This is a genomic window from Bradyrhizobium embrapense, from assembly GCF_001189235.2.
Classification (GTDB): domain Bacteria; phylum Pseudomonadota; class Alphaproteobacteria; order Rhizobiales; family Xanthobacteraceae; genus Bradyrhizobium; species Bradyrhizobium embrapense.
Window position 1 is genome coordinate 1,100,681 of the sequence record NZ_LFIP02000002.1, and the last position, 24,039, is coordinate 1,124,719.

At 66.2% G+C, this 24,039-nt stretch carries 23 protein-coding genes; 19 read left to right on the forward strand and 4 right to left on the reverse strand.

The window, feature by feature from the left end; genetic code table 11:
- Window positions 1-37: 37 nt before the first annotated feature.
- Both AKN83_RS12655 and clpB read right to left on the reverse strand, forming a co-directional pair.
- The gene (locus AKN83_RS12655; RefSeq protein WP_050402579.1) at window positions 38-307 is read right to left on the reverse strand and encodes a DUF2171 domain-containing protein; all 270 of its coding nucleotides are present in this window, start codon (window positions 305-307) and stop codon (window positions 38-40) included.
- A 102-nt stretch (window positions 308-409) separates the two neighbouring features.
- A complete protein-coding gene (gene clpB / locus AKN83_RS12660; RefSeq protein ID WP_050402578.1) occupies window positions 410-3,022 on the reverse strand; it encodes an ATP-dependent chaperone ClpB in 2,613 nt (870 codons plus the stop codon).
- Window positions 3,023-3,667: 645 nt separating this feature from the next.
- On the opposite strand from clpB, the gene AKN83_RS40895 reads away from it, so the two are divergent.
- The 5 genes from AKN83_RS40895 to AKN83_RS12685 all read left to right on the forward strand — a co-directional run bounded on the left by AKN83_RS40895 (window position 3,668) and on the right by AKN83_RS12685 (window position 6,885).
- The gene (locus AKN83_RS40895) at window positions 3,668-5,068 is read left to right on the forward strand and encodes a YXWGXW repeat-containing protein (RefSeq protein ID WP_050402577.1); all 1,401 of its coding nucleotides are present in this window, start codon (window positions 3,668-3,670) and stop codon (window positions 5,066-5,068) included.
- An 82-nt stretch (window positions 5,069-5,150) separates the two neighbouring features.
- Window positions 5,151-5,333, forward strand: a complete 183-nt coding sequence (locus AKN83_RS12670) for a hypothetical protein (protein WP_050402782.1) — start codon at window positions 5,151-5,153, stop codon at window positions 5,331-5,333.
- A gap of 124 nt (window positions 5,334-5,457) precedes the next feature.
- Window positions 5,458-6,360, forward strand: coding sequence for a DnaJ C-terminal domain-containing protein (locus tag AKN83_RS12675; RefSeq protein ID WP_050402576.1), 903 nt, complete (start codon window positions 5,458-5,460; stop codon window positions 6,358-6,360).
- Window positions 6,357-6,632 carry a chaperone modulator CbpM gene (locus tag AKN83_RS12680; protein ID WP_050402575.1) on the forward strand — a complete coding sequence of 92 codons (276 nt, stop codon included), beginning with the start codon at window positions 6,357-6,359 and terminating at the stop codon, window positions 6,630-6,632. Before AKN83_RS12675 ends, AKN83_RS12680 begins: the two co-directional genes overlap by 4 nt.
- A 28-nt stretch (window positions 6,633-6,660) precedes the next feature.
- Window positions 6,661-6,885, forward strand: a complete 225-nt coding sequence (locus AKN83_RS12685; RefSeq protein WP_021081495.1) for a hypothetical protein — start codon at window positions 6,661-6,663, stop codon at window positions 6,883-6,885.
- Between the two features lie 5 nt (window positions 6,886-6,890).
- Here the strand turns inward: AKN83_RS12685 and AKN83_RS12690 are convergent, their stop codons facing one another.
- Entirely contained in the window at window positions 6,891-7,124 is a 234-nt protein-coding gene (locus AKN83_RS12690) for a hypothetical protein (RefSeq protein ID WP_050402574.1), read from the reverse strand.
- Between the two features lie 38 nt (window positions 7,125-7,162).
- The gene (ybaL, locus tag AKN83_RS12695) at window positions 7,163-8,893 is read right to left on the reverse strand and encodes a YbaL family putative K(+) efflux transporter (protein WP_063695339.1); all 1,731 of its coding nucleotides are present in this window, start codon (window positions 8,891-8,893) and stop codon (window positions 7,163-7,165) included.
- 115 nt (window positions 8,894-9,008) lie between these two features.
- On the opposite strand from ybaL, the gene AKN83_RS12700 reads away from it, so the two are divergent.
- The 14 genes from AKN83_RS12700 to AKN83_RS12765 all read left to right on the forward strand — a co-directional run bounded on the left by AKN83_RS12700 (window position 9,009) and on the right by AKN83_RS12765 (window position 24,012).
- Window positions 9,009-9,674 (forward strand): HAD family hydrolase, encoded by a 666-nt coding sequence (locus tag AKN83_RS12700; protein WP_050402573.1) that lies wholly within the window; start codon window positions 9,009-9,011, stop codon window positions 9,672-9,674.
- Between the two features lie 9 nt (window positions 9,675-9,683).
- On the forward strand, window positions 9,684-10,637 hold the full coding sequence (locus tag AKN83_RS12705; protein ID WP_050402572.1) for a sugar-binding transcriptional regulator: 954 nt from the start codon (window positions 9,684-9,686) through the stop codon (window positions 10,635-10,637).
- A gap of 156 nt (window positions 10,638-10,793) precedes the next feature.
- The gene (locus AKN83_RS12710) at window positions 10,794-12,107 is read left to right on the forward strand and encodes an ABC transporter substrate-binding protein (protein WP_050402571.1); all 1,314 of its coding nucleotides are present in this window, start codon (window positions 10,794-10,796) and stop codon (window positions 12,105-12,107) included.
- A gap of 135 nt (window positions 12,108-12,242) precedes the next feature.
- Entirely contained in the window at window positions 12,243-13,115 is an 873-nt protein-coding gene (locus tag AKN83_RS12715; RefSeq protein ID WP_050402570.1) for a carbohydrate ABC transporter permease, read from the forward strand.
- Between the two features lie 4 nt (window positions 13,116-13,119).
- The gene (locus AKN83_RS12720; protein ID WP_050402569.1) at window positions 13,120-13,950 is read left to right on the forward strand and encodes a carbohydrate ABC transporter permease; all 831 of its coding nucleotides are present in this window, start codon (window positions 13,120-13,122) and stop codon (window positions 13,948-13,950) included.
- A 16-nt stretch (window positions 13,951-13,966) separates the two neighbouring features.
- Complete coding sequence (locus AKN83_RS12725; RefSeq protein ID WP_050402568.1) at window positions 13,967-14,974, forward strand: ABC transporter ATP-binding protein; 1,008 nt, start codon at window positions 13,967-13,969, stop codon at window positions 14,972-14,974.
- Window positions 14,975-15,049: 75 nt separating this feature from the next.
- Window positions 15,050-15,823, forward strand: coding sequence for an SDR family NAD(P)-dependent oxidoreductase (locus tag AKN83_RS12730; RefSeq protein ID WP_050402567.1), 774 nt, complete (start codon window positions 15,050-15,052; stop codon window positions 15,821-15,823).
- A gap of 79 nt (window positions 15,824-15,902) precedes the next feature.
- Window positions 15,903-17,555, forward strand: coding sequence for an FGGY-family carbohydrate kinase (locus AKN83_RS12735; RefSeq protein ID WP_050402566.1), 1,653 nt, complete (start codon window positions 15,903-15,905; stop codon window positions 17,553-17,555).
- 13 nt (window positions 17,556-17,568) lie between these two features.
- On the forward strand, window positions 17,569-18,507 hold the full coding sequence (locus AKN83_RS12740) for a carbohydrate kinase family protein (RefSeq protein WP_050402565.1): 939 nt from the start codon (window positions 17,569-17,571) through the stop codon (window positions 18,505-18,507).
- Between the two features lie 122 nt (window positions 18,508-18,629).
- On the forward strand, window positions 18,630-20,057 hold the full coding sequence (locus AKN83_RS12745) for an amidase (protein ID WP_050402564.1): 1,428 nt from the start codon (window positions 18,630-18,632) through the stop codon (window positions 20,055-20,057).
- 79 nt (window positions 20,058-20,136) lie between these two features.
- Window positions 20,137-21,087, forward strand: a complete 951-nt coding sequence (locus AKN83_RS12750; protein WP_050402563.1) for an ABC transporter permease — start codon at window positions 20,137-20,139, stop codon at window positions 21,085-21,087.
- Entirely contained in the window at window positions 21,084-21,980 is an 897-nt protein-coding gene (locus AKN83_RS12755; protein ID WP_050402562.1) for an ABC transporter permease, read from the forward strand. Before AKN83_RS12750 ends, AKN83_RS12755 begins: the two co-directional genes overlap by 4 nt.
- Before the next feature lie 2 nt (window positions 21,981-21,982).
- Window positions 21,983-22,987 carry an ABC transporter ATP-binding protein gene (locus AKN83_RS12760; RefSeq protein ID WP_063695312.1) on the forward strand — a complete coding sequence of 335 codons (1,005 nt, stop codon included), beginning with the start codon at window positions 21,983-21,985 and terminating at the stop codon, window positions 22,985-22,987.
- Window positions 22,984-24,012, forward strand: a complete 1,029-nt coding sequence (locus AKN83_RS12765) for an ABC transporter ATP-binding protein (protein WP_050402560.1) — start codon at window positions 22,984-22,986, stop codon at window positions 24,010-24,012. Before AKN83_RS12760 ends, AKN83_RS12765 begins: the two co-directional genes overlap by 4 nt.
- Window positions 24,013-24,039: the final 27 nt, after the last annotated feature.

The following is a 24,039-nucleotide window of genomic DNA, read 5'->3' on the forward strand; positions in this document are numbered from 1 at the left end:
GAGCATGCCACCGGAACCTTTACAAGAGCCCGGATCGCTAGGCTTCCGCGGACGGACCAACCGGCTTGCCGGACTTCTCCTCCTCGAGGGTCACCGCAATGGCGGCGTTGGCGGAGAGCCGCACCTTGGAGCCTTCGACACCGGCGACGAAGCCGAGCTCGATATAGTGGTGATGGCCCTTGTGGAAGCCCTCGCTTTCGCTCTTCTTGAGCTTGATGCGGTTGCCTTCGACGTGATCGACGGTGCCGACATGCACGCCGTCGGCGCCGATGACCTCCATGTTGTCCTTGATGTTCTGCTGCGTCATGGCGCTCTCCCTGGTTGCAGGTCAGCCTGTATATTCAGCTTGCATATGATGCGCCGTGGACGACGCGCCGATGACAGCTCGTCGTCGGCAATCCCGGCCTCTTCACACCGGTTCGAATTCGTCCGCGGCGGCGTTCTCCGGCTTCTTGCCGTTGAAGGTGAGGCCGGCCTTGGTGGCCGAGAGCTTCACGTGCGAGCCGTCGCGGACCTCGCCGGCGAGGATCATCTCCGCGAGCGGATCCTGCACGCTGCGCTGGATCACCCGTTTCAGCGGGCGGGCGCCGTAGGCCGGATCCCAGCCCTTCTCCGCCAGCCAGTCGCGCGCCTTCGGATCGAGCTCGAGATCGATCTTGCGATCCTCGAGCAGCTTGCGCAGGCGCGAGAACTGGATTTCGACGATGCGGCCCATGTCGCTCTTCTGCAGCCGGTGGAACAGAATGATCTCGTCGACGCGGTTGAGGAATTCGGGGCGGAAGTGCGCCCGCACCATGTTCATCACCTGCTCGCGCACCGCGCTGGTCGGCTGGCCCTCGGGCTGGTTGACGAGATACTCCGCACCGATGTTTGAGGTCATGATGATCAGCGTGTTGCGGAAATCGACGGTGCGGCCCTGGCCGTCTGTCAGGCGGCCGTCGTCGAGCACCTGCAGCAGCACGTTGAAGACATCAGGGTGCGCCTTCTCGATTTCGTCGAACAGCACCACTTGATACGGCCGCCGCCGCACCGCCTCCGTCAGCGCGCCGCCCTCGTCATAGCCGACATAGCCGGGCGGTGCGCCGATCAGCCGCGACACCGAGTGCTTTTCCATGTATTCGGACATGTCGAGCCGGATCATCGCGGTCTCGTCGTCGAACAGATATTCGGCGAGCGCCTTGGCGAGCTCGGTCTTGCCGACACCAGTTGGCCCCAAGAACATGAACGAGCCGATCGGCCGGTTCGGGTCCTGCAGGCCGGCGCGGGCGCGACGCACTGCGGTCGACACCGCACGCACGGCCTCGGCCTGGCCGACGACGCGCTTGCCGAGCATTTCCTCCATGCGCAGCAGCTTGTCCTTCTCGCCCTCCAGCATCTTGTCCACCGGCACGCCGGTCCAGCGCGACACCACGGCTGCGATGTTATCGGCGGTCACGGTCTCGCTGGCGGACGAGGTCTCGCTGGCCTCGACCGCAGCGAGCTTCTTCTCGAGCTCGGGAATACGGCCATAGGCCAGCTCGCCGGCTTTCTGGAATTCGCCCTTGCGCTGCGCATTGGCAAGCTCCGTGCGCAACTGCTCGAGCTCACCCTTCATCTTCTGCGCGTCGGAGAGCTTGCTCTTCTCCGACCGCCATTTCGACGTCATGTCCGCCGATTTCTTCTCGAGATCCACGAGATCCTTCTCGAGGGTTTGCAGGCGACTCCTGGAGCCCATATCGGTTTCTTTCTTGAGCGCTTCCTGCTCGATCTTGAGGCGGATGATCTCGCGGTCGAGCGAGTCGAGCTCTTCAGGCTTGGAGTCGACCTGCATCTTCAGCCGGGCCGCCGCCTCGTCCATCAGATCGATGGCCTTGTCGGGCAGGAAACGGTCGGTGATGTAGCGGTTCGACAGCGTGGCGGCGGCGACCAGCGCCGAATCCGCGATGCGCACGCCGTGATGCTGCTCGTATTTGTCCTTCAGGCCGCGCAGGATCGAGATGGTGTCCTCGACCGTCGGCTCCGAGACGAACACCGGCTGAAATCGGCGCGCCAGCGCCGGATCCTTCTCGACATGCTTGCGGTATTCGTCGAGCGTGGTGGCGCCGATACAGTGCAGCTCGCCACGGGCCAGCGCCGGCTTCAGCAGGTTGGACGCGTCCATCGCACCGTCGCCCTTGCCGGCGCCGATCAGTGTGTGCATCTCGTCGATGAACAGGACAATGCCGCCCTCGGCGGACGTCACCTCCTGCAGCACCGCCTTGAGGCGTTCCTCGAACTCGCCGCGATACTTGGCGCCAGCAATCAGCGCGCCGAGATCGAGCGCGAGCAGCGCCTTGTCCTGCAGGCTCTCCGGCACGTCGCCATTGACGATGCGCAGCGCAAGGCCCTCGACGATCGCGGTCTTGCCGACACCGGGCTCGCCGATCAGAACGGGATTGTTCTTGGTGCGGCGTGACAGGACTTGAATCGTGCGGCGGATCTCCTCGTCGCGGCCGATCACCGGATCGAGCTTGCCGTCGCGCGCGGCCTGGGTGAGGTCGCGGGCATATTTCTTCAGCGCGTCATAGGCATTCTCGGCCGACGCGCTGTCGGCGGTACGGCCCTTGCGCAGGGCATTGATGGCCGCGTTCAGGTTCTGCGGATTGACGCCGCCCTTGGCGAGCAGTCTGCCGGCCTCGCTGTCCTTGTTGGCGGCGAGCGCCTGCAGCATGCGTTCGACCGAGACAAAACTGTCGCCGGCCTTGTCGGCCGCCTGTTCCGCGGCGGCGAACGCGCGCGCGGTCTCGGGCGCCATATAGATCTGTCCGGAGCCGGCGCCGCTGACCTTCGGCACCTTCGCCAGCGCGTCTTCGGTCGCCTTGAGGATCGCGCGCGAGTTGCCGCCGGCCCGGTCGATCAGGCCGGCCGCGAGGCCTTCATTGTCGTCGAGCAGCACCTTCAGGATATGGAGCGTCGAAAACTGCTGGTGCCCCTCGCGCATCGCGAGCGATTGTGCCGACTGGATGAAGCCGCGGAGGCGATCGGTATATTTTTCAATGTTCATGGTGGCACCTCAAGGCAGCACAGGCTCGTCGAGATCAAAGTCATGCCACGCATTGCCGCCGGCGACAGATGGCGGAACGATGACATCCATCAAGCGACAGCCCGGTGCAATCGCGCCGGCGGAAAACCGTGGGCCTGACACTGCCGCAGGCCGTATCGTGTGGTCGTTTCAGGAGTGTGTCAATCGTGGAGCATGGCCGCCGGCATACCGCTTTCGAGGTGTTGCGGTGTTCGTTTCCGGCATTGATCCGCGGGCACTGCTATGGGCACGCCGACAAACGGGTCCGCATCCCACCGATGGTGGCTCGGTTGATCGCGGTGCGCAGCGAACGGCGCAACGCTGTCAGCATCGTTGCAATCGTGCGAGAGCCGAAGTCACCCTTGCGATTTCAACGGGGATGATCTCGCGCTTCGTCGAGTGCACGCGATGATGCAGAACTGCGTCGCGTAATGTTCCACTGAATCGCTCGATGATGAGTCACTGCACACTCTGAACCGTCGATGAATAGCTGCGCGATGCATTTGGGGCTGTTTCAGGTTGATGTAAGGTCAAGGCGTTAGCGATGAACTGTGTCGGCGCATTGCCGACGCACGGAACTTTTGTTCCGGTTCTCACGTTGAACGTGTTCATCGAAGAGGCTCCCCAATGACCACTCGTTTCCTTTCGACCGTGTCGTGCGCCGCGCTGGCCACGGCGCTGTTCGCTGCGACGGCCGTGCCGGCAATCGCGCAGGACGCGGCATGCGCGCCGGTCTCTGCTGTCGAGACCGCGCCGCCGCCGCTGCCGACCTACGATCAGCCGCCGGTGCCCGGGCCCGGTTACATCTGGTCACCGGGCAATTGGTCGTGGGACGAGGATCGCGGCGATTACTACTGGGTGCCGGGCACCTGGGTGCAGCCGCCGCGGGTCGGACTGCTGTGGACCCCCGGCTACTGGGGCGCGTTCGGCGGCGGCTTCATTTTCCATCAGGGCTATTGGGGCGAGCGCGTCGGCTTCTACGGCGGCATCAATTACGGCTTCGGCTACGGCGGTTCAGGCTATGAAGGCGGCCGCTGGGATCACGGCAATTTCTTCTACAATCGCGCCGTGAACAATCTGCAGGGTGCGCGCATCACCAACGTCTACGAGAAGAACGTCACGATCAATCAGACCACCGTCAACAACGTCAGCTACAATGGCGGCCGCGGCGGCATCGACGTACGGCCGACTCCCGCCGAACGTACGATCGCCAAGGAGCAGCATTTCGCGGCGACGCCGCTGCAACGCAAGCAGGTCGAGATCGCAAGCCAGGATCCGAGCCTGTTCAAGCGGGCCAACAATGGCGTGCCGGCCGTTGCCGCAACCGCGCGGCCCGGCGAGCTGAAGGGACCGGGCGTGGTCCGCGCGCGGCCGGCCGGCGAGGCGGTGCCTGCCACCGCCGCCAGGCCCGCAGCCGCGGAGCCGGCGCGGCCGGGAACTGCAGCAGCGCCTGCAACTACACCGGCTGACTCGCACGCGCTCCCTGTCCCGGGGAAGGAGCTTCCTGCGGCGCGTCCTGGCGCCCAGGAGAGCAAGCCCGCGGCCGAGGAGAAGCGCGCAGCACCTGCTCCCGAGACGAAGGTTGAGCCGCGTCCTGCTGCGCCGGCAGCGGCCGGGTCGCACGAGCTTCCGGTCCCCGAGAAGGGCGCTGCGACGCATCCGCCCGCTGAGGTGGGTAAGCCTGCGGTCGAGGAGAAGCGTGCCGCGCCTGCCGCCGAACCGAAGGCTGAGCCGCGGCCCGCAACCGAAGCGGCTCGGCCTGCCGCACCGGAAAGGCGTCCTGAAGAGGTGCGCAAGGAGGAGCCGCGGCCTGAGCCCGCAGCGAAGCCCGTCGCGCGGCCGGAGCAGGCAGCAAGGCCCGAACCACGACCGGAGCCTGCGGCAAGGCCTGAAGCACGACCGGAGACGATCGCCCGCCCTGAGGCGCATCCGCAGCCGGCGGCACGGCCGGAGCCGCACGTTCAGGCGCCGCCACATGCTGCGCCTCCCGCAGGTCATCCTGCAGAGGAGAAGCGGCAGGAGCACTAACGGAACGATCGCGCTCCGCTGGCTCGTCCCGGCGGAGCGCGATATCCTCGTCCGCGCAAGCGATCAGCACTGGAGGTCGGTCATGGCACAGAGTCACAGCGGCAGCGGACAGCTTGACGACGGCAAGCCGCGCCTCAGCGAGGACGATATGCAGCGAGCCCTGCTTGGCCCGCGAGGCGTGCCGGGCAAGCCGGATCCCGCCAGGATGACACCGCAGCAAGAAAAGAACATGCCGAACTATCTGGACCCTGGACATACGTCTTAGCTCGGCTGTGACGTGAGCGCAGCCTGCGTCGCCCCTTGCCGGGCGATCTGCCAGCGCACTTGCAAATCGCCTGCTTTTGCGCCCTCATGATCGCAGGTGCACTCACGGTGTTGCGGAGCAAGTTGTGAGAAATCCGTATGAGGTTCTTGGCGTTGCCCCGACGGCGTCTGCGGTCGATATCCAGAAGGCCTATCGAAAGCTGGCGAAGAAGCTGCATCCGGATCTCAATCCGGGTGACAAGGCTGCCGAAGAAAAGTTCAAGGAAATCGCCGCGGCGAACGATCTGCTCTCGGATGCCGACAAGCGCAAGCGCTTCGACGCCGGCGAGATCGACGCTGACGGCACCGAGCGGCCGCAGCATCGCTACTACCGGGATTTCGCCACCGCGGATGGCGGGCATCCCTATGCCGACAGTTCCGGTTATGCCGACTATATGGACCAGGACGACGCGTTCGCCGAGTTGCTTCGGCGCACCGAGCAGGCGCGCGCCAACCGGCGCGGCCGCGACCTGCACTACAGTCTCGTGATCGATTTCGCGGAATCGATCGCCGGTGCGAGCAAGCGCCTGATGCTTCCCGATGGCGGCACGCTCGACGTGACGATCCCGGCCGGCCTGATCGACGGCCAGGTCATTCGCCTGCGCGGCAAGGGCATGCCCGGCAGCGGCAAGGGCGGCCCCGGCGATGCGCTGATCGAAGTCGATGTTCGCCCCGATCCGCGCTTCACCCGCGAGGGCGACGACATCTCGCTGGAATTGCCGATCTCGCTGTCGGAAGCCGTGCTTGGCGGCAAGGTCAACGTTCCGACCCCGACCGGCGCCGTGACCATGACGGTTCCGAAGGGCGCGAACACCGGCACGACGTTGCGCTTGCGCGGCAAGGGCGCGCCCAAGGCCGGCGGCGGTCACGGCGATGAGTTCGTCAAGCTCAAGGTGGTCCTGCCCAAGGGACCCGATCCCGCGCTCGAGGCGTTCGTGTCGAGCTGGGATCGCAAGGGATTCAATCCACGCGATGATGGTGCATCATGAACAAGCAGCAGTTCCTCATCGATGCGGGTCTCGAGGTGCAGACCCTGGAGTTCTGGATCGAGCAGCAATGGCTCGTTCCGGACGAGACCGCGCACGAGGTCAGTTTCTCCGATACCGACGTGGCGCGCGCGCACCTGATCCGCGATCTGAAGGGCGACTTCGGCGTCAACGACGAGGGGATCGACGTCATCCTGCATCTGGTCGATCAGCTGCACGGGCTGCGCCGTGCATTCGAAGAATTGCACAAGGACATCGCGTCATCGCCGCGCTAGCCGCGAACCTCAGTCCCTGGAGACAATCATGACGGACAAGCCGACGCCGCTGGCCCATGGCGAGATCGACGTTCTCATCCTGCAGGCGCTGGTGCGCAAGCTAATCGCCAAGGGCGTGCTGACGCCGGACGACGTCCGCGCGATGCTGTTCGAGGCTGCAAAGAATCTCGACCTCGTCGGCAGCGAGCTGACGACGGAGGCCGCCAACATCATCGTGCAGGAAGATCTGGCGCCCGCATTCCTCGGCGGCTGATTTCGTCAGGTCTGGCCGCTGCGGTTGGAGACCAGCCGGATTTGCGTGACCTGGTCGGCGTTGCCGGCAAGATAGGCCTGCGCGTCGCGTACCAGACGCTCGATCGCCGCGGCGTCATAGCTCGGATGACGCGCGTTCAGATGCAGGGCGGTCTCGATCTGCATTACATTGGTCGTGGCACCCGCGCCGATCTCGATCGAGAACGACACCAGTGAAACTTGCGGGCTCTTGAACGCCATATCTTGATCTCCTTTCGTCGCGCCGTGGGCGCAGTTGCTCAGGCCTCGGAATCTTCCCTCGCGCTCGCAGCACCCTGCGAGGCAACATCAAGATGTCCCCGGTCGAGCTCCTCGATCATGCCGCGGGCGATCTCGCGCTCGCCCATGATCACGATATCGGCCCCGAGCCCTTTCAGATGATCGACCTCGGCGTCGGAATGCGCGCGGGCGATGATCCGGATCTCGGCGTTGGCTGCGCGGGCCTGCTCGACGATCTGTCCGGCTTCGAAGGCTTCGGGGATCGCAATGACCAGCGATCGCGCGGCGGCCGGATTGGTCGCGCGCAGCACGCTGGCGCGCGCGGCGTTGCCCATCAGGGCCTCGATACCGCGCTGCCTGAGCTTTGCGACCGTGTCGTCGGACGCCTCGATCGCGAGAAACGGCGCGTTGCGCCGATGCAGGGCATCACCCACGAGGCTGCCGACCCGGCCGTAGCCGACCAGGATGGTGTGATCCCGCAGGTCGGTGACCGGGATCGGTTCAGTGGTCGCAACGGTCGGCGAGGCGGCCTGCGGCTTCTCGAGCCGCGAGGTCAGCCAGTCGACCACCGCGAACACCAGCGGGTTGAGCATGATCGAGAAGATCGCGCCGGCCAGGATCAGGTCGCGGCCGGCCTTCGGCAGCAGATTGAGCGCAACGCCGAGCTCGGCCAGGATGAAGGAGAATTCGCCGATCTGGGCGAGGCTCGCCGAGATCATCAGGGCGGTCGCCATCGGGTGACGGAACAGCACGACGATCAGAAGCGCGGCGAGTGACTTGCCGACCACGATCACGAACAGCGTCGCGAGAAACGGCCACGGCTCGCGCACCACGCTCAGCGGATCGAACAGCATGCCGACCGAGACGAAGAACAGCACCGCGAAGGCGTCGCGCAGCGGCAGGGTCTCCTGGGCGGCGCGCTGGCTGAGCGGCGATTCCCGCAGCATCATCCCGGCGAAGAAGGCGCCGAGCGCCAGCGAAACCCCGAACAGCTTGGTGGCGCCGAACGCGATGCAGAGCGCGATCGCGAGCACGGTCAGCCGGAACAGCTCTCGCGAGCCGGTGTGCGCGATGTAGTGCAGCACCCATGGAATCAGGCGCCGCCCGACCACCAGCATCAGCGCGATGAACACGGCGATCTTGATCAGCGTCAGCACAAGCACGCCGGTCAGCCCGAGGCCGAAGCGGGTGGCGAGCGGGTCGGAGGTGAGTGCCGTGCCATCGCCCTGGAAACTCGCCACCGCCGGGAACAGCACCAGCGCGAGCACCATGGCGAGGTCCTCGACGATCAGCCAGCCGACCGCGATCTTGCCGCGCTCGGTGTCCATCAGGCGACGCTCCTGCAGCGCGCGCAACAGCACGACGGTACTCGCGACCGACAGCGCGAGCCCGAACACCAGGCCGGCACCGACGGTCCAGCCCATCAACAGCGCGAGGCCGAGGCCGAGCAGCGTGGCGACCGCAATCTGCGCGATGGCGCCGGGCACCGCGATTGCGCGCACCGACAGCAAGTCGTTCAGCGAGAAATGCAGGCCGACCCCGAACATCAGCAGAATGATACCGAGCTCGGCGAGTTCGGTCGCCAGCGCCTGGTCGGCGACGAAGCCCGGCGTGAACGGACCCGCGGCGACGCCCGCGAGCAGATAACCGACCAGTGGCGGAACCCGAAAGCGCTGGGCGATGGTTCCGAAGACGAAGGCTAATCCAAGGCCCGCGACGACGGTCGCGATCAGAGGTGTGTCATGCGGCATTTCGCCTTGTCGCACAGCATGGTTGGCGGTGCACCGCGACCATTTGAGGCGCGGCATTCCGCGCGCGGAACTGTGATCTATTGCTCATGGCGTGGGCATATGATCTCATGCCGAGATGGAACCGCGGCTGCCCAAGACCGATCTCGTCATCTTCGACTGTGACGGCGTGCTCGTCGACAGCGAGGAGCTGAGCTGCCGCTGCCTCGCCGAGGCGATGGTCGAGGCCGGCATCGAGATGAGCACCGATCGGGCGCTCGAACTCTTCCTCGGGCGCAGCACCACGGCCCTGGTCGCGTATTGCCGGAGTGTGGGCAAGCCGTTGCCGTCGACCTTCCTGACTGAATTGGCGCTGCAGGTGCGCGAGACTTTCCGATCGCAGCTCAAACCGATTGCCGGCATCGCCGCCGTGCTCGCGGAATTGCAGCTGCCGTATTGTGTTGCCTCATCGAGCGATCTTGACCGCGTGCGGTTCTCGCTGGAGTTGACCGGTCTTGCGTCGAGCTTCGGGCCGCGGCTCTACACCGCGCAGATGGTCGAGCATGGCAAGCCGGCGCCGGATCTGTTCTTGTATGCGGCCAGCGCGATGGGAGCCGATCCGCGCCGTACGCTCGTGATCGAGGACAGCGTCAGCGGGGTGACGGCGGCGAAGGCCGCCGGGATGAAAGTGTGGGGATTCGTCGGCGGCGCCCACTATCGGCTGGCGGACGGCAGTGCTCTGCTGAAGCAGGCGGGGGCGGATCGAATCTTCGCCGCGATGACGGATTTCTGGAACGAAGGCTGACGCAAGATCATGGCTGCGCCCGACAACGAAAAGTCTCGCCTCGACGATGCGGCGCGCGCCGGCTGGCTGTATTTCATCGCGGGCCACACCCAGGACGAGATTGCAAAGATGCTTCAGGTGTCGCGCGCCTCGGCGCAGCGCCTGGTGTCGCTGTGCCTTGCCGAGCGGCTGATCACGTTTCGTCTCGAACACCCCATTGCCGCCTGCATGGAGCTCGCTTCCCGGCTGAAGGAGCGGTTCGATCTGGTGCATTGCGACGTCGTACCATCGGATCCGGCGGCGCCGCTGTCGAATGCCGGGATTGCGGAGCGCAGCGCCAATCTGCTGGAGCTGACGCTGCGCTCGGAGACGCCGGTCATCGTGGCGCTCGGCACCGGCCGTGCGGTGCGCGCCGCGGTCGAGCGGGTCTCGCCGATCGAGCGGCCCGACCATCAGATCGTCTCGCTGGTCGGAAATATCTCCGCCGACGGCTCGGCGAGCTTCTACGACACGGTCGGACGGCTCGCCGACCGCACCGGTGCGCGGCACTACCCGATGCCGTTGCCGTTCCTGATGTCGAGCGAGGACGAGCGCAACCGGATGATCCGGATCGACCCGATCGCGCGGGTGAGGGCTGTCGCCGCCAAGGCCGATCTGCGCCTGATCGGCATCGGCCAGATGGACCAGAAGGCGCAGGTCCATGTCGACGGTTTCGTCACCCGCGAAGAGCTGCTGGAGATGATGCGGCTCGGGGCGGTCGGTGAAGTGACGGGCTGGGCGTATGACGCCAAGGGCCGCCTCATCAAGGGCGGCACCAACAAGCGCCTGACCAGCATTCCGCCGCAAATCCCCGCGGTCTCGACCACGATCGCGGCGGCGGTCGGCGCCGCCAAGGTGCCGTCGATCAAGGCCGCGCTGGCGGGCCGGGTGATCAATGGCCTGATCACCGATGAGGCCACCGCACGCGCGGTGCTGGATCGCTAAACGCCCTTTCGCTCCCGCAAAAACCTCCCTTCCAGGCTGTGGCGGAACCCGCGATCGCGCGGGACGGCGCACCCGCGTGCTTGACAAATTTTGGCGACAGGATGAACATACGCTCAGCACGTGGGCATATGCTCAACGTGACATAGGGAGGTCACCGTGAAAAACGTCCTTTGCGCCGTTGCGGGCGCGGCCAGTCTTTTGATCTCTGCCCCCTCGATCGCCCAGACCACGCTGACGGTGGCGACCGTCAACAACAGCGACATGATCCGCATGCAGGGGCTCACCAGCGAATTCACCGCGAAGAACCCCGACATCACCGTGAAATGGGTGACGCTCGAGGAGAACGTGCTGCGCCAGCGCGTGACCACCGACATCGCCACCAAGGGCGGCCAGTTCGACGTGCTCACCATCGGCACCTACGAGGTGCCGATCTGGGCCAAGAAGAGCTGGCTGGTGCCGCTCGACAAGCTCGGCGCGGATTACGACGTCAATGACCTGCTGCCGAAGATCAAGGATGCGGTCTCCGTCGACGGCAAGCTCTACGCCGCACCGTTCTACGGCGAGAGTTCGATGGTGATGTACCGCACCGACCTGTTCGACAAGGCCGGCCTGAAGATGCCGGAAAGCCCGACCTGGGACTTCGTGGTCGATGCCGCCAAGAAACTGACCGACAAGTCGGGCGGCGTCTACGGCATCTGCCTGCGCGGCAAGGCCGGCTGGGGCGAGAACATGGCGTTCCTGACCGCGATGTCCAATTCGTTCGGCGCGCGCTGGTTCGACGAGAAGTGGGAGCCGCAGTTCAATTCGCCGGAATGGAAGAAGACGCTGACGACCTATGTCGACCTGATGAAGCAGGCCGGACCTCCCGGCGCCTCGTCCAACGGCTTCAACGAGAATCTCGCGCTGTTCAGCGCCGGCAAATGCGCGATGTGGATCGATGCCACGGTGGCGGCGTCCATGGTGACCAACCCGAAGGATTCCAAGGTTGCCGACAAGGTCGGCTTTGCGCTGGCCCCGAACACCGGGCTCGGCAAGAACGCCAACTGGCTGTGGGCGTGGAGCCTTGCGATCCCCGCCGGCTCGAAGAAGGTCGATGCGGCCGAGAAGTTCATCGCCTGGGCCACCAGCAAGGATTACACCAAGCTCGTCGCGTCGAAGGAAGGCTGGTCCAACGTGCCGCCCGGCACGCGCACCTCGCTCTACAAGAACCCCGACTATCTGAAGGTCGCGCCCTTCGCCAAGCTGACGCTGGCCTCGATCGATGCGGCCGACCCGAACAAGCCGACGGTGAAACCGGTGCCTTACGTGGGCGTGCAGTACGCGGCGATCCCTGAATTCCAGGGCATCGGCACCCAGGTCGGCCAGCAGTTCTCGGCCGCGTTATCCGGCTCGACCACCGTCGATGCGGCGCTCTCGGCTGCGCAGTCCGCGACCGAGCGCGAGATGAAGCGCGCGGGCTATATCAAGTAAACCACGCCTGGACCAAAGCCGGGGCGCGGCATGCACCCTGGCCTCCCGACCAGTTTCGACCTCCCGAGCTGGCTACTTGCGACCATCCTGTCCCGCAGCGGGATGGTCGCTCCTTTCCGAAAGAAGGAGGCGGGGATGGCGACCCAGCAGACCCAACTGCTCGCACGCACGCTGCTCACGCCCGCCGTGGCGCTGCTGTTCATCTGGATGGTCGTGCCGCTGGCGCTCACGATCTACTTCGCGACCCTGCACTACAACCTGCTCGATCCCGGCTCCGAATCCTTCGTCGGGCTGGAGAACTTCCGCTACTTCCTCACCGATCCGGCCTTCCTCGCCTCGTTGCAGAACACCTTGGTGCTGGTCGGCTCGGTGCTCGCGATCACGATCATCCTCGGCGTGCCGCTGGCGCTGTTGCTCGACCAGCAGGTGGTCGGGCTCTCGATCGTCCGCCTGATGGTGATCGCGCCGTTCTTCGTGATGCCGACGGTGAGCGCGCTGGTCTGGAAAAACCTGCTGATGCATCCGGTGTCGGGCCTGTTCGCCTGGATCGCACATCTGTTCGGGTTGCCCGCGATCGACTGGTTCAACGAGGCGCCGCTGTTCTCGGTGATCCTGATCATCTCCTGGCAGTGGCTGCCGTTCGCGACCCTGATCCTGCTCACAGCGCTGCAGTCGCTCGACGAGGAGCAGAAGGAGGCGGCCGAGATGGACGGCGCGAGCGCGATCTCGACCTTCATCTACATCACGCTGCCGCACCTCGCGCGCCCGATCACGGTGGTGATCCTGATCGAGACCATCTTCCTGCTCACGGTGTTCGCGGAGATATTCGTCACGACCGGCGGCGGTCCCGGCCTGCAGACCACCAACATCGCCTTCCTGATCTATTCCCAGGCGCTGATCCAGTACGACGTCGGCAGCGCATCGGCGGGCGGCCTGGTCGCGGTGGTGCTTGCCAACATCGTCGCGTTCTTCCTCGTTCGCATCGTCGGCCGGAATCTGGAGGCGTAACGTCATGGCGCGGATGGTCACGACACGGCGCAAGGCGATCTCGACGGCCGCGGCCTGGCTGGTCGGCTTCCTGATCTTCTTCCCGATCCTCTGGATGGTGCTGGCGAGCTTCAAGACCGAGCTCGAAGCGTTCGCGATCCCGCCATCGTTCCTGTTCTTCCACTGGACGACGGAAAACTACGTCACGGTGCAGGAGCGCAGCGATTATTTCCACCACGCGCTCAACTCGATCATCATCGCAGGCGGCTCGACATTGATCGCGATGCTGATCGCAATTCCGGCCGCGTGGTCGATGGCATTCTCGCCGACCAAGCGGACCAAGGACATCCTGCTCTGGATGCTCTCGACCAAGATGATGCCGCCGGTCGGCGTGCTGGTGCCGATCTACCTGATCTACCGGAATTTCGGCCTGCTCGACACCCGGACCGGCCTGATCTTCATCCTGTGCCTCGGCAACCTGCCGATCGTGATCTGGATGCTGTTCACCTATTTCAAGGAGATCCCCAAGGACATCCTCGAGGCGGCGCGGATGGACGGCGCCACGATCGGCCGCGAGCTGATCTATGTGCTGACGCCGATGGCCGTGCCGGGGCTCGCCTCGACTTTGCTGCTCAACCTGATCCTGGCGTGGAACGAGGCATTCTGGACCCTCAATCTGTCGACGCTCGAGGCCGCGCCGCTCACCGTGTTCATCGCATCCTATTCCAGCCCGGAAGGATTGTTCTGGGCGAAACTGTCGGCGGCGTCGACGCTCGCGATCGCGCCCATTCTCGTGCTCGGCTGGTTCAGTCAGCGGCAGCTCGTCCGTGGCCTGACCTTCGGCGCGGTCAAGTAGCAGAAAGGCTTGTCCCATGGGTCAGATTAGGCTGCAGGGTGTGCAAAAATCGTTCGGGCCGGTCCACATCATCAAGGGTGCCGACCTCGAGATCACCGACGGCTCCTTCGTCGTCTTCGTCGGTCCGTCAGGCTGCGGCAAGACCACGCTGCTGCGGCTGATCGCGGGGCTCGAGGACGTCACCGGCGGCGCCATCCTGATCGACGGCCGCAACGTGGTCGACGTGCCGCCGGCGAAGCGCGGGCTGTCGATGGTGTTCCAGTCCTATGCGCTCTATCCGCATATGAGTGTGCGCGGCAATATTGCGTTCGGCCTGAAGATGGCGGGGTTGCCGAAGGACGAGATCAACCGCAAGGTCGAGGCCGCTGCGGCAACCCTCAACCTGACGCCCTATCTCGATCGCAAGCCGCGCGAGCTCTCCGGCGGCCAGCGCCAGCGCGTCGCGATCGGGCGCGCCATCGTGCGCGAGCCGAAGGCCTTCCTGTTCGACGAGCCGCTGTCGAACCTCGACGCCGCGCTGCGGGTGCAGATGCGGCTCGAGGTGACGCGCCTGCAGAAGCAGCTCGGCACCACGGCGATCTACGTCACCCACGACCAGGTCGAGGCCATGACCATGGCCGACAAGATCGTGGTGCTGAACGGCGGCAAGATCGAGCAGTATGGCTCGCCGCTCGAGCTCTACGAGAAGCCGGCCAATTTGTTCGTCGCCGGCTTCATCGGCTCGCCGAAGATGAATTTCGTCACCGGTGACCTTGCAAAGCAGCAGGGGGCCACGACGATCGGCGTGCGGCCCGAGCATCTGAAGGTCGAGCGCGACGGGCAGGGCGGCTGGCACGGCACGGTCGCGGTCGCCGAGCATCTCGGCAGCGACACCTTTCTCTATGTCGATGCCGGACCACTGGGAATGCTGACCGCGCGCTATGTCGGCGAGCTCGACCTGCATCCCGGCGACAAGGTGTCGCTGATCCCGGATCCGGCGCGCATCCATCGTTTCGACGACGGCGGAAAATCGATCCGCGCGTAATCCTCAGCAGTTGATCTCGCTCTGGCCGGGGCGGCACGCCTGCGTAACGCGGGCTTTAGGCAAAGGAAGAAGAAAATGTACCTCGAGAAATTCAGGCTTGGCGGCAAGACCGCCATCATCACCGGCGCCGGTCAGGGCATCGGGCTCGCCTGCGCCGAAGCGCTCGCGGAAGCCGGCGCCAAGGTCGTCATCGGCGATCGTGACGCCAAGGTCGCCAATGATGCGCAGGCGGCGCTGAAGGCCAAGGGCTTCGACGCTGATATCGCGCTGATGGACGTGACGGACTCCGGCCGCGTTTCGGCGGTCGCCGACGAGCTGGTGCGCAAGTACGGCAAGGTCGACATTCTCGTTAACAATGCCGGCATCGCCCGCAGCGAGACGCCGGCCGAGACCGTGACCGACGAGCACTGGCTCAACGTCATCGACGTCAATCTGAACGGGACCTTCTGGTGCTGCCGGGCGTTCGGCAATCACATGCTGAAGGCGAAGTCTGGCACCATCGTCAATGTCGGCTCGATGTCCGGCTTCATCGTCAACAAGCCGCAGGAGCAGTGCTTCTACAATGCCTCCAAGGCCGCCGTGCATCACCTCACCAAATCGCTCGCCGCGGAATGGGGCGCGCGCGGGATCCGCGTCAACGCCGTGGCGCCGACCTATATCGAGACGCCGCTGAACGCCTTCGTGAAGAACAGCCCCAAGATGTACGACGCCTGGATCGGCGGAACCCCGATGGCGCGGATGGGGCAGGTCGACGAGGTCGCCTCCGTGGTGCTGTTCCTGGCGTCCGAGGCTGCGAGCCTGATGACCGGAAGCATCGTTCTGGTCGATGGCGGCTACACTTGCTGGTAGGCTTGCGCCGGACAGCATGATCCGGAAAAGTGGCGACCGGTTTTCCGAAGAGATCATGCGCAAGCAAAGATGAGCGGCCATGCGGCAAGCCTATATCGGGGTGGACGTCGGGAGCACCAGCGCCCGGGCGGGGGTATTCGACGAGACCGGCAAGCTGCTGGGCTCGGCGCGGCATCCGATCCGGGTCTGGCACGAGTCCGGCGACATCGTCGAGCAATCGTCTGACGACATCTGGGCGGCCTGCGTCGCCTCCGTGCGCAATGCGATGCGGGAGGCGGCGGTCGCCGCCGAGCACGTCAAGGGTATCGGCTTCGACGCGACCTGCTCGCTGGTCGTGCTCGACCGAGCCGGCCGGCCGCTGACCGTCAGCCCGTCCGGCGATCCCGCGCGCAACGTGGTGGTCTGGATGGACCACCGCGCGATGGACGAGACTGAATTCGTCAACGCGACCGGCGACAAGGTGTTGCGTTATGTCGGCGGCGCCATCTCGCCTGAGATGGAGATCCCGAAGATCCTCTGGCTGAAGCGCCATCTGCCCGCGACCTATGAGGCGGCCGGTCACTTCTTCGATCTCGCCGACTATCTTTCGTTCCGCGCCTCCGGGTCGCTGGCGCGCTCGACCTGCACGGTCACCTGCAAATGGACCTATGTCGCGGGTGAGGGCGGCTGGAGCGAATCGTTCCTGAAGCGGGTGGGGCTCGAGGCGCTCGTCGCCGATCGCTTCGCCCGCATCGGCACCGAGATCGTGCCGCCCGGCTCGCCGCTCGGCCGCGGGCTGTCGGAGGATGCCGCGCGCGATCTTGGCCTCATGCCGGGAACCGCGGTCGGCGCCTCGCTGATCGATGCCCATGCCGGCGGCGTCGGTGCGATCGGCGGCCGCGATGGCTCCGGCGCCGAGGTCGACGTCTGCCAGCGGCTCGCCTACATCATGGGAACGTCGGCCTGCATCATGGCGACCACCGTCGATCCTTGCTTCGTGCCCGGCGTCTGGGGCCCGTATTTCGAAGGCATGGTGCCGGGCTTCTGGCTCAACGAAGGCGGTCAATCGGCGGCGGGGGCCGCGATCGATCATCTGCTCAAGTCGCATCCGGCGCATGCCGAGGTTTCGGCCGCGGCGAAGCGCGACGGCGTCGATGTCATCGAGTACCTTGAGAAGCGCATCCTGGCGCGCAGCGGCAATGCCGGCGCGGCCGCGCTGCTGGCGCGCAACGTCCATGTGCTGCCGGAATTCCTCGGCAACCGTTCGCCCTACGCCGATCCCGGCTCGCGCGCGGTGATCGCGGGGCTCGATCTCGATACCGATTTGTCGACGCTGGAGCGGCTGTTCATCGCCGGCCTGTGCGGGCTGGCCTATGGCCTTGCCGACGTCATCGAGGCGCTGCAGGCCCATGGCGTCAGCGGCAAGACCATCGTGATCGGCGGCGGCGCGAGCCGCAGCCCGCTGGTGCGCCAGATCATGGCCGATACCACCGGCTACACGGTTGCGCTGCCGCAGACGCAAGAGCCTGTTTTGCTCGGCGCCGCGATGCTGGGCGCGGTCGCCAGCGGTGCGCACGATTCGATCAATGCGGCGATGGCCGGCATGTCGGCGCTCGGTCGGCTGAGCGAGCCGACCAGGCCCGAGCTGGCCGATTTCCACCGCCGGAAGCGCGGCGTGCACAGGATGCTGCGCCAGCTCGATCGCGACAGCCGCGAGGCGATGAAGCGCGTGCCCGGCGCGGCGCCAATGTAGGGATTGTTTGTCCATGCTGCTGAGTTGCGGAGATGCGCTGATCGATTTCCTGGCGTCGCGGACGGCAGATGGGCGCGAGGCGCTGACGCCCGCGGTCGGCGGCTCCTGTCTCAACATCGCGATCGGCAGCGCCCGGCTCGATATTCCCACCGGCTTTGTCGGCGGCATCTCGACCGACACCTTCGGCCGGATGATCGCCGATCACGCCGCGGGCTCCGGCGTCGATCTCAGCCGCGCGACGCGCAGCGACCATCAGGCGACGCTAGCCTTTGCACGCGTCACCGGCACCGAGACGCAATACGCCTTCTACGATGCCGAGACCGCGTCGCGAAACTGGACCTATCGGCGCGAGGCGGTCGCGCTTGACGGCGTCACTTGCCTTCACACCGGCTCGACGACTCTGGTCCATGACAGGGGCGCGGCCGAGACGCTTGCCTTCATCGAAGATGCGCGGTCGACCGTGACGATCTCGCTCGATCCGAACTGCCGGCCGAACCTCGTCAGGGACAAGGACGCCTATCGCGCGCGCATGCTGGCGTTCTGCGGCAAGGCGGATGTCGTAAAAATGTCCGACGTCGACTTCGCCTATCTGTTCGGCGACGAGGCCTATGCGGCGCGGGCCGAGGCGCTGCTGTCGAACGGCGTATCGCTCGTCGTCGTCACGCGCGGCAATGATGGCGCCTCGGCCTGGCATCGCCAAGCCGGCCCGATCGAGGTCGCCTCGCCGGTGGTGAATGTGGTGGATACGATCGGCGCCGGCGACAGTTTTCAAGCCGCGCTGCTCGCCGCATTGCATCGGTTGGACCGGATCGCGCGGCAGCGGCTGCGCGGGATCAGCGCGGCCGAGCTCACGCGCGCGCTGTCGTTCGCCTGCAAATGCGCTGCCTTCACCTGCACACGCGCGGGCGCCGATCCGCCGCGCAGCCGGGAGTTGCCCGCGGGTACCTGGTAGGCGGCCACGGCGCGGCCGTCTCCGCCCCACGTACCATCATGCGCGCGAGGCGATGGACTTGACGCATCCGGCGCGGCACGATGCGGGTCGTCGACCACGTCTGAAGCGAGCATGTGTTCCCAATGAGCGATGATCTGTGCCTGCTGCCTGCCGTTGAGCTTCGTGCGCGCATCGCTCGCAAGGAAGTCTCTCCCGTCGAACTCACCGCCGCCGTGCTGGCCCGCGCTGAGCGGCTGCAACCGGAGCTCAACTGCTTCATCACGCTGTGCGGCGAGGCCGCCACGGCGCAGGCGAAGGCCGCGGAGCGGCAGGTCATGGCCGGTGAGCCGCTCGGTCTGCTGCACGGCATTCCCTTCACCGTGAAGGACATCGTCAGCACAAGGGGCGTGCGGACGACCTTTGGCGCGGTGCCGTACAAGGACAATGTGCCCGACAGCGACGCCGTCGCAGTGGCCCGGCTCCGTGCGCAGGGCGGAATATTGCTCGGCAAGACCACGACGCCTGAGTTCGGCAGCAAGTGCCTGACCGACTCGCCGCTGTTCGGCCGCACCCGCAATGCGTGGAGCGCCGCGCGGTCCAGCGGCGGCTCCAGCGGCGGGGCCGCGGTGGCGGTCGCGAGCGGCATCGCGCCGCTGGCCGTTGCGACCGACGGCGGCGGCTCGACCCGGATTCCCGCCGCCTGCAACGGCGTGGTCGGGATCAAGCAGAGCAACGGCGTGATCCCGCACAGCCAGGTGCAGGACGCCTTCGGCAACCAGACCTATGTCACGCCGACCACCCGCACGGTCGCCGACACGGCGCTGATGATGCAGGCGATGGCCGGCGAGGATCCGTCCGATCCGTGGTCGATCGGCGTGCCGGTGCCTGATTATCTCGACCTCGCGGCGCCGCGCGGCGATCTCAGGGGCAGGCGGGTGCTGTACTGCCTGTCGCCGCCGGGCCGGCCGGTAACATCAGACGTCGCCGCGAACTTCAAGGCGAGCCTCGACCGGATGGCCAGCCTCGGTGCCGAACTCGAGGAATTCTCCGGCGAGGGATTCGACATCGAGCCGATCTGGCGCGCCATCAATCACACGGTCTGGCGCACCCGGTTCGAGAAGCTCGCGGCCGAGCATCCTGATGATCTCAGCCCGACCTTCCTGAAGCAGCTTGCGCTCGCCGCGAAGGTGAGCGGCGTCGACTACCAGCAGGCGATGTTCGACCGCACCGCGTTGTTCCGTCGCATACAGTCGCTGTTCGTGCGCGGCGACCTGCTGGCGATGCCGACCCTGACCCGCACCGCGTTGCCGATCGATCAGGATCTGTTCGGCACCATCGACATCGACGGCCAAAACTTCGACAGCGTGCGGCCGCACTGGTTTCCCTGGACCATGCTGTTCAACATGACCGGGCATCCCGCGGTCAGCATCCCCTCCGGCTTCGGCCGCGACGGCCTGCCGATCGGCCTGCATCTGGTCGGCCGCTTTCGGGCCGATGCGGAACTCTTGCGCGCCGCGGCGCTGTTCGAAGAGGCGAGCGATCTGCTCGGCCGCTGGCCGGCGCTGACATGATGAACGGTGCAGCGAAGGGCTTGCATTCGTTCGCGAACATGTTGAAACCTGCGGCCTGTTCCCAATCCTTCGAGCGGGCATGAGCGTATTCTTCCTGCAGCGGATACTGACCCTGGTGGCGACCCTGTTCGCGGCCTCGCTGATCATTTTCCTGGTGCTCGACGCGTTGCCCGGCAATGCCGCGCAGATGCTGATGGGTGCCGATGCCTCGCCCGATGCGGTGCGCGCGCTCACCGTCAAGCTCGGCCTCGACCAGCCGCTCACGGTTCGCTATCTGCTTTGGCTCAAGGGCATGGCGGTCGGCGATCTCGGCAACAGCTATGTCTATGGCACGCCGGTGGCCGGACTGATCGCGGAGCGGCTGGTGCTGACGATCCCGCTCGCGATCATGTCGATGCTGATCACGGTGGTGCTGGCGCTCGCTGCCGGCATCTACACCGCGGCCAACCACAACAAGATCGGGGATGTCGGCGTGATGTCGCTGACCCAAATCGGCATCGCGCTGCCGAATTTCTGGTTCGCGATCCTCCTGATCCTGCTGTTCTCGGTGAAGCTGCAACTGTTGTCCGCCGGCGGGTTCGCCGGCTGGGATGACGGCATCTGGCCGGGGATCCGCTCGCTGCTGCTGCCCGCGATCTCGCTCGCCGTGGTGCAGGCCGCGATCCTCGCCCGCGTCACCCGCTCGGCGGTGCTGGAGGTGCTGCGCGAGGACTTTGTCCGCACTGCGCGCGCAAAAGGGCTCGGCAAGCGCGAGGTGCTGTGGCGCCACGTGCTGCGCAACGCCATGATCCCGGTCATGACAGTGATGGGCCTGCAATTCGCCAATCTGCTGGCCGGCACCATCGTGATCGAGAACGTGTTCTATCTGCCGGGCCTCGGCCGGCTGATCTTCCAGTCGATCGCCAACCGCGACCTGATCGTGGTGCGCAATTGCGTGATGCTGCTGGCCGCGATGGTCGTGATCGTCAATTTCGTGGTCGATATGCTCTATGCCTTCATCGATCCGCGCATCAAGGTGGCCAACCTGTGAGCGCGCCGCTGACCGCAGCTGCCGGCACCGCGGCAATCGCACCGGGCGCGCGGCCTGTGACCGGCTTCTGGCGCCGCGCGCTGCGCCATCGCAGCTTCTTGCTCGGGGCGGTGCTCAGCTTGTTCGTGCTCGGCGCAGCGCTGCTGTCGCTGGTCTGGACGCCGTGGTCGGCTTACGACATCGATGTCGCGTCGAAACTGCACCCGCCGTCGGCGGCGCACTGGCTCGGCACCGATGTGCTCGGCCGCGACATCGTCTCGCTGCTGCTGGTCGGCGCGCGCTCCACCATCATGGTCGGCGTCATTGCGGTGGGGATCGGCCTTAGCTTCGGCGTTGGCCTCGGCCTGGTCGCCGCCGCGCGCAAGGGCTGGACCGAGGAGCTCATCATGCGGATGAGCGACTTCACTTTCGCTTTCCCAGCGGTGCTGTCGGCGATCATGCTCGCCGCGGTCGCCGGCCCCGGCATGGTGACGTCGATCACCGCGATCGGCATCTTCCAGATCCCGACCTTCGTCCGCGTCACCCGCGGCTCGGCCAATGCGATCTGGGCCCGCGAATTCGTGCTGGCCGCGCGCGCCGCCGGCAAGGGGTCGTTCCGCATCACCATCGAGCATGTGCTGCCGAACATCCTGTCGATCCTGATCGTGCAGGCGACGATCCAGTTCGCGCTCGCGATCCTCGCCGAGGCCGCACTGTCCTATCTCGGGCTCGGCACCCAGCCGCCGCAGCCGTCCTGGGGCCGCATGCTCAACGATGCGCAGACCCTGCTGTTCCAGTCGCCGATGCTCGCGGTCTATCCAGGTGCCGCGATCGCGATCGCGGTGCTCGGGCTCAATCTGCTCGGCGACGGCTTGCGCGATCTGCTCGATCCCCGCCTGGCACGGGAGCGTTGAGCATGGCTAACGCAGACGCGCCGCTGATCGAGGTGAAGGACCTTGGCGTCAGGCTCAACACCAGCCGCGGCCCGGCGCAGGCCGTGCGCGGCGTCAGCTTTACGCTTCGCCGCGGCGAGACGCTCGGGCTGGTCGGCGAATCCGGTTGCGGCAAGTCGGTCACGGCGCTGGCCCTGATGGGGCTGTTGCCGGACAGCGCCGTGATCAGCGGCAGCATCCGGCTCGAAGGCGCGGAGCTGGTCGGACTGCCTGATGCGGCCTATTGCAAGCTGCGCGGCAACCGCATCAGCATGATCTTCCAGGAGCCGATGACCGCGCTCAATCCGATGCACACGATCGGGCGCCAGGTCGCCGAGCCCTTGCTGCGCCACACCAGTGTTTCGGCGGCTGAGGCGCGGCAGGAGGCCATCGCCTTGCTCGATCGTGTCGGGCTGCCCGATGCGTCAAAGCGCATCGATGCCTATCCGCACCAGTTCTCGGGCGGCCAGCGCCAGCGCATCACGATCGCGATGGCGCTGGCCTGCCAGCCCGATGTGCTGATCGCCGACGAGCCGACCACGGCGCTCGACGTCACGATCCAGGGCCAGATCCTCGATCTGATCGCCGACCTCGTCGCGGAGCGCGGCATGGCGATGATCCTGATCTCGCATGATCTCGGCGTGATCGCCGAGAATGTCGCGCGAATGATGGTGATGTATGGCGGCACCGTCGTCGAAAGCGGCGAGACCCAGGCCGTGTTCACGCGGATGGGCCATCCCTATACGCAGGGCCTGTTCCGCGCCCGGCCACGGCTCGGCGCGCGCAAGGGCACGCGGCTCACGACCATCGCCGGTACCGTGCCGGAGCTCGCCGACCTGCCCGCGGGCTGCACCTTCGCCGATCGCTGCGCGATCGTCGAGGCGCGTTGCCGCGCGGCGCTCCCGCCAGTCGTCGATGTCGGCGGAAGCCATGGCGTGCGTTGCATCAGGACGGACGTCTCGATGGCCGACGGAGGCGTCGTCGCATGACGGTGCTGGACCAGCCATCATCTGCGACGCCGTTGCTCGAGGTGACGGAGCTCGCGCAGCGTTACACCCTGCCGCGTGAAAGCCTGTTCAGGCCGGCGGCGCAGGTGCACGCGCTCAACGGCGTCACGGCGCGGGTGATGCCGGGCAGGAGCCTCGGCGTGGTCGGCGAGTCCGGGTCGGGCAAATCGACCCTTGCGCGGCTGGTGATGGCGCTGGAGCGGCCGTCGTCGGGGCAGGTCGTCATGATGGGCCGCGACCTCAACCGGATGCCGCCGGACGAACTGCGCCACGCCCGCCGCGATTTCCAGATGGTGTTCCAGGATCCCTACGGCTCGCTCGATCCGCGCCAGACCATCGCGCGGATCGTTGCCGAGCCGCTGACCGCGCTCGGGCGGATCGATCGCGCCGGCCTGCGCGAGCGGGTCGCCACGGTGCTGCGGCAGGTCGGGTTGCGCGATGCCGACATGGACAAGTTCCCGCATGAATTCTCCGGCGGCCAGCGCCAGCGCATCGCGATTGCGCGCGCGCTGATCACCCGGCCGAAACTGATCGTGGCCGACGAGCCGGTCTCGGCGCTCGACGTCTCGGTGCAGGCGCAGGTACTCAACCTGATGCAGGATCTGCAGGACGAATTTGGGCTCAGCTACATCCTGATCAGCCATGACCTCGCCGTGGTCGATCTGATCTGCGACGAGATCGCGGTGATGTATCTCGGGCGGATCGTCGAGCAGGGGCATCCCGCAGATCTGTTCGCCCACAGCGCCCATCCCTACACGCGCGCGCTGCTCGATGCGGTTCCGCGCGCCCGGGCCGGTGGTGTCCGGCGGCGCCGCGGCGCGCAGGCGATCGTCTCGCAGTCCTCGGTCACGGCCGGCTGTCCTTACGCGCCGCGCTGCCCCCTGGCCGACCAGCATTGTCGCGAGACCGCGCCTGCGCTACGCAGCGTGGGTGACACCCATCTGGCGGCCTGCCATCACGCCGAAGCGGTGATGGCGTTGCCGCCGGTGGTCGCCGAGGCCGGTTAGTCTTTCGTGTGAGGTTGACCGAGCTTG

Bases quoted from the DNA above. Each gene is read 5' to 3' on its own strand.
- AKN83_RS12670 (WP_050402782.1), top strand. From the start codon at position 5,151: ATGGCACAGAGTCACAGCGGCAGCGGACAGCTTGACGACGGCAAGCCG.
- AKN83_RS12655 (WP_050402579.1), bottom strand. From the start codon at position 307: ATGACGCAGCAGAACATCAAGGACAACATGGAGGTCATCGGCGCCGAC.
- AKN83_RS12765 (WP_050402560.1), top strand. From the start codon at position 22,984: ATGACGGTGCTGGACCAGCCATCATCTGCGACGCCGTTGCTCGAGGTG.
- AKN83_RS12680 (WP_050402575.1), top strand. From the start codon at position 6,357: ATGAACAAGCAGCAGTTCCTCATCGATGCGGGTCTCGAGGTGCAGACC.
- AKN83_RS12730 (WP_050402567.1), top strand. From the start codon at position 15,050: ATGTACCTCGAGAAATTCAGGCTTGGCGGCAAGACCGCCATCATCACC.
- AKN83_RS12720 (WP_050402569.1), top strand. From the start codon at position 13,120: ATGGCGCGGATGGTCACGACACGGCGCAAGGCGATCTCGACGGCCGCG.
- AKN83_RS12750 (WP_050402563.1), top strand. From the start codon at position 20,137: ATGAGCGTATTCTTCCTGCAGCGGATACTGACCCTGGTGGCGACCCTG.
- AKN83_RS40895 (WP_050402577.1), top strand. From the start codon at position 3,668: ATGACCACTCGTTTCCTTTCGACCGTGTCGTGCGCCGCGCTGGCCACG.
- AKN83_RS12745 (WP_050402564.1), top strand. From the start codon at position 18,630: ATGAGCGATGATCTGTGCCTGCTGCCTGCCGTTGAGCTTCGTGCGCGC.
- AKN83_RS12690 (WP_050402574.1), bottom strand. From the start codon at position 7,124: ATGGCGTTCAAGAGCCCGCAAGTTTCACTGGTGTCGTTCTCGATCGAG.
- AKN83_RS12705 (WP_050402572.1), top strand. From the start codon at position 9,684: ATGGCTGCGCCCGACAACGAAAAGTCTCGCCTCGACGATGCGGCGCGC.
- AKN83_RS12700 (WP_050402573.1), top strand. From the start codon at position 9,009: ATGGAACCGCGGCTGCCCAAGACCGATCTCGTCATCTTCGACTGTGAC.
- AKN83_RS12725 (WP_050402568.1), top strand. From the start codon at position 13,967: ATGGGTCAGATTAGGCTGCAGGGTGTGCAAAAATCGTTCGGGCCGGTC.
- ybaL (WP_063695339.1), bottom strand. From the start codon at position 8,893: ATGCCGCATGACACACCTCTGATCGCGACCGTCGTCGCGGGCCTTGGA.
- AKN83_RS12685 (WP_021081495.1), top strand. From the start codon at position 6,661: ATGACGGACAAGCCGACGCCGCTGGCCCATGGCGAGATCGACGTTCTC.
- AKN83_RS12740 (WP_050402565.1), top strand. From the start codon at position 17,569: ATGCTGCTGAGTTGCGGAGATGCGCTGATCGATTTCCTGGCGTCGCGG.
- AKN83_RS12760 (WP_063695312.1), top strand. From the start codon at position 21,983: ATGGCTAACGCAGACGCGCCGCTGATCGAGGTGAAGGACCTTGGCGTC.
- clpB (WP_050402578.1), bottom strand. From the start codon at position 3,022: ATGAACATTGAAAAATATACCGATCGCCTCCGCGGCTTCATCCAGTCG.
- AKN83_RS12735 (WP_050402566.1), top strand. From the start codon at position 15,903: ATGCGGCAAGCCTATATCGGGGTGGACGTCGGGAGCACCAGCGCCCGG.
- AKN83_RS12715 (WP_050402570.1), top strand. From the start codon at position 12,243: ATGGCGACCCAGCAGACCCAACTGCTCGCACGCACGCTGCTCACGCCC.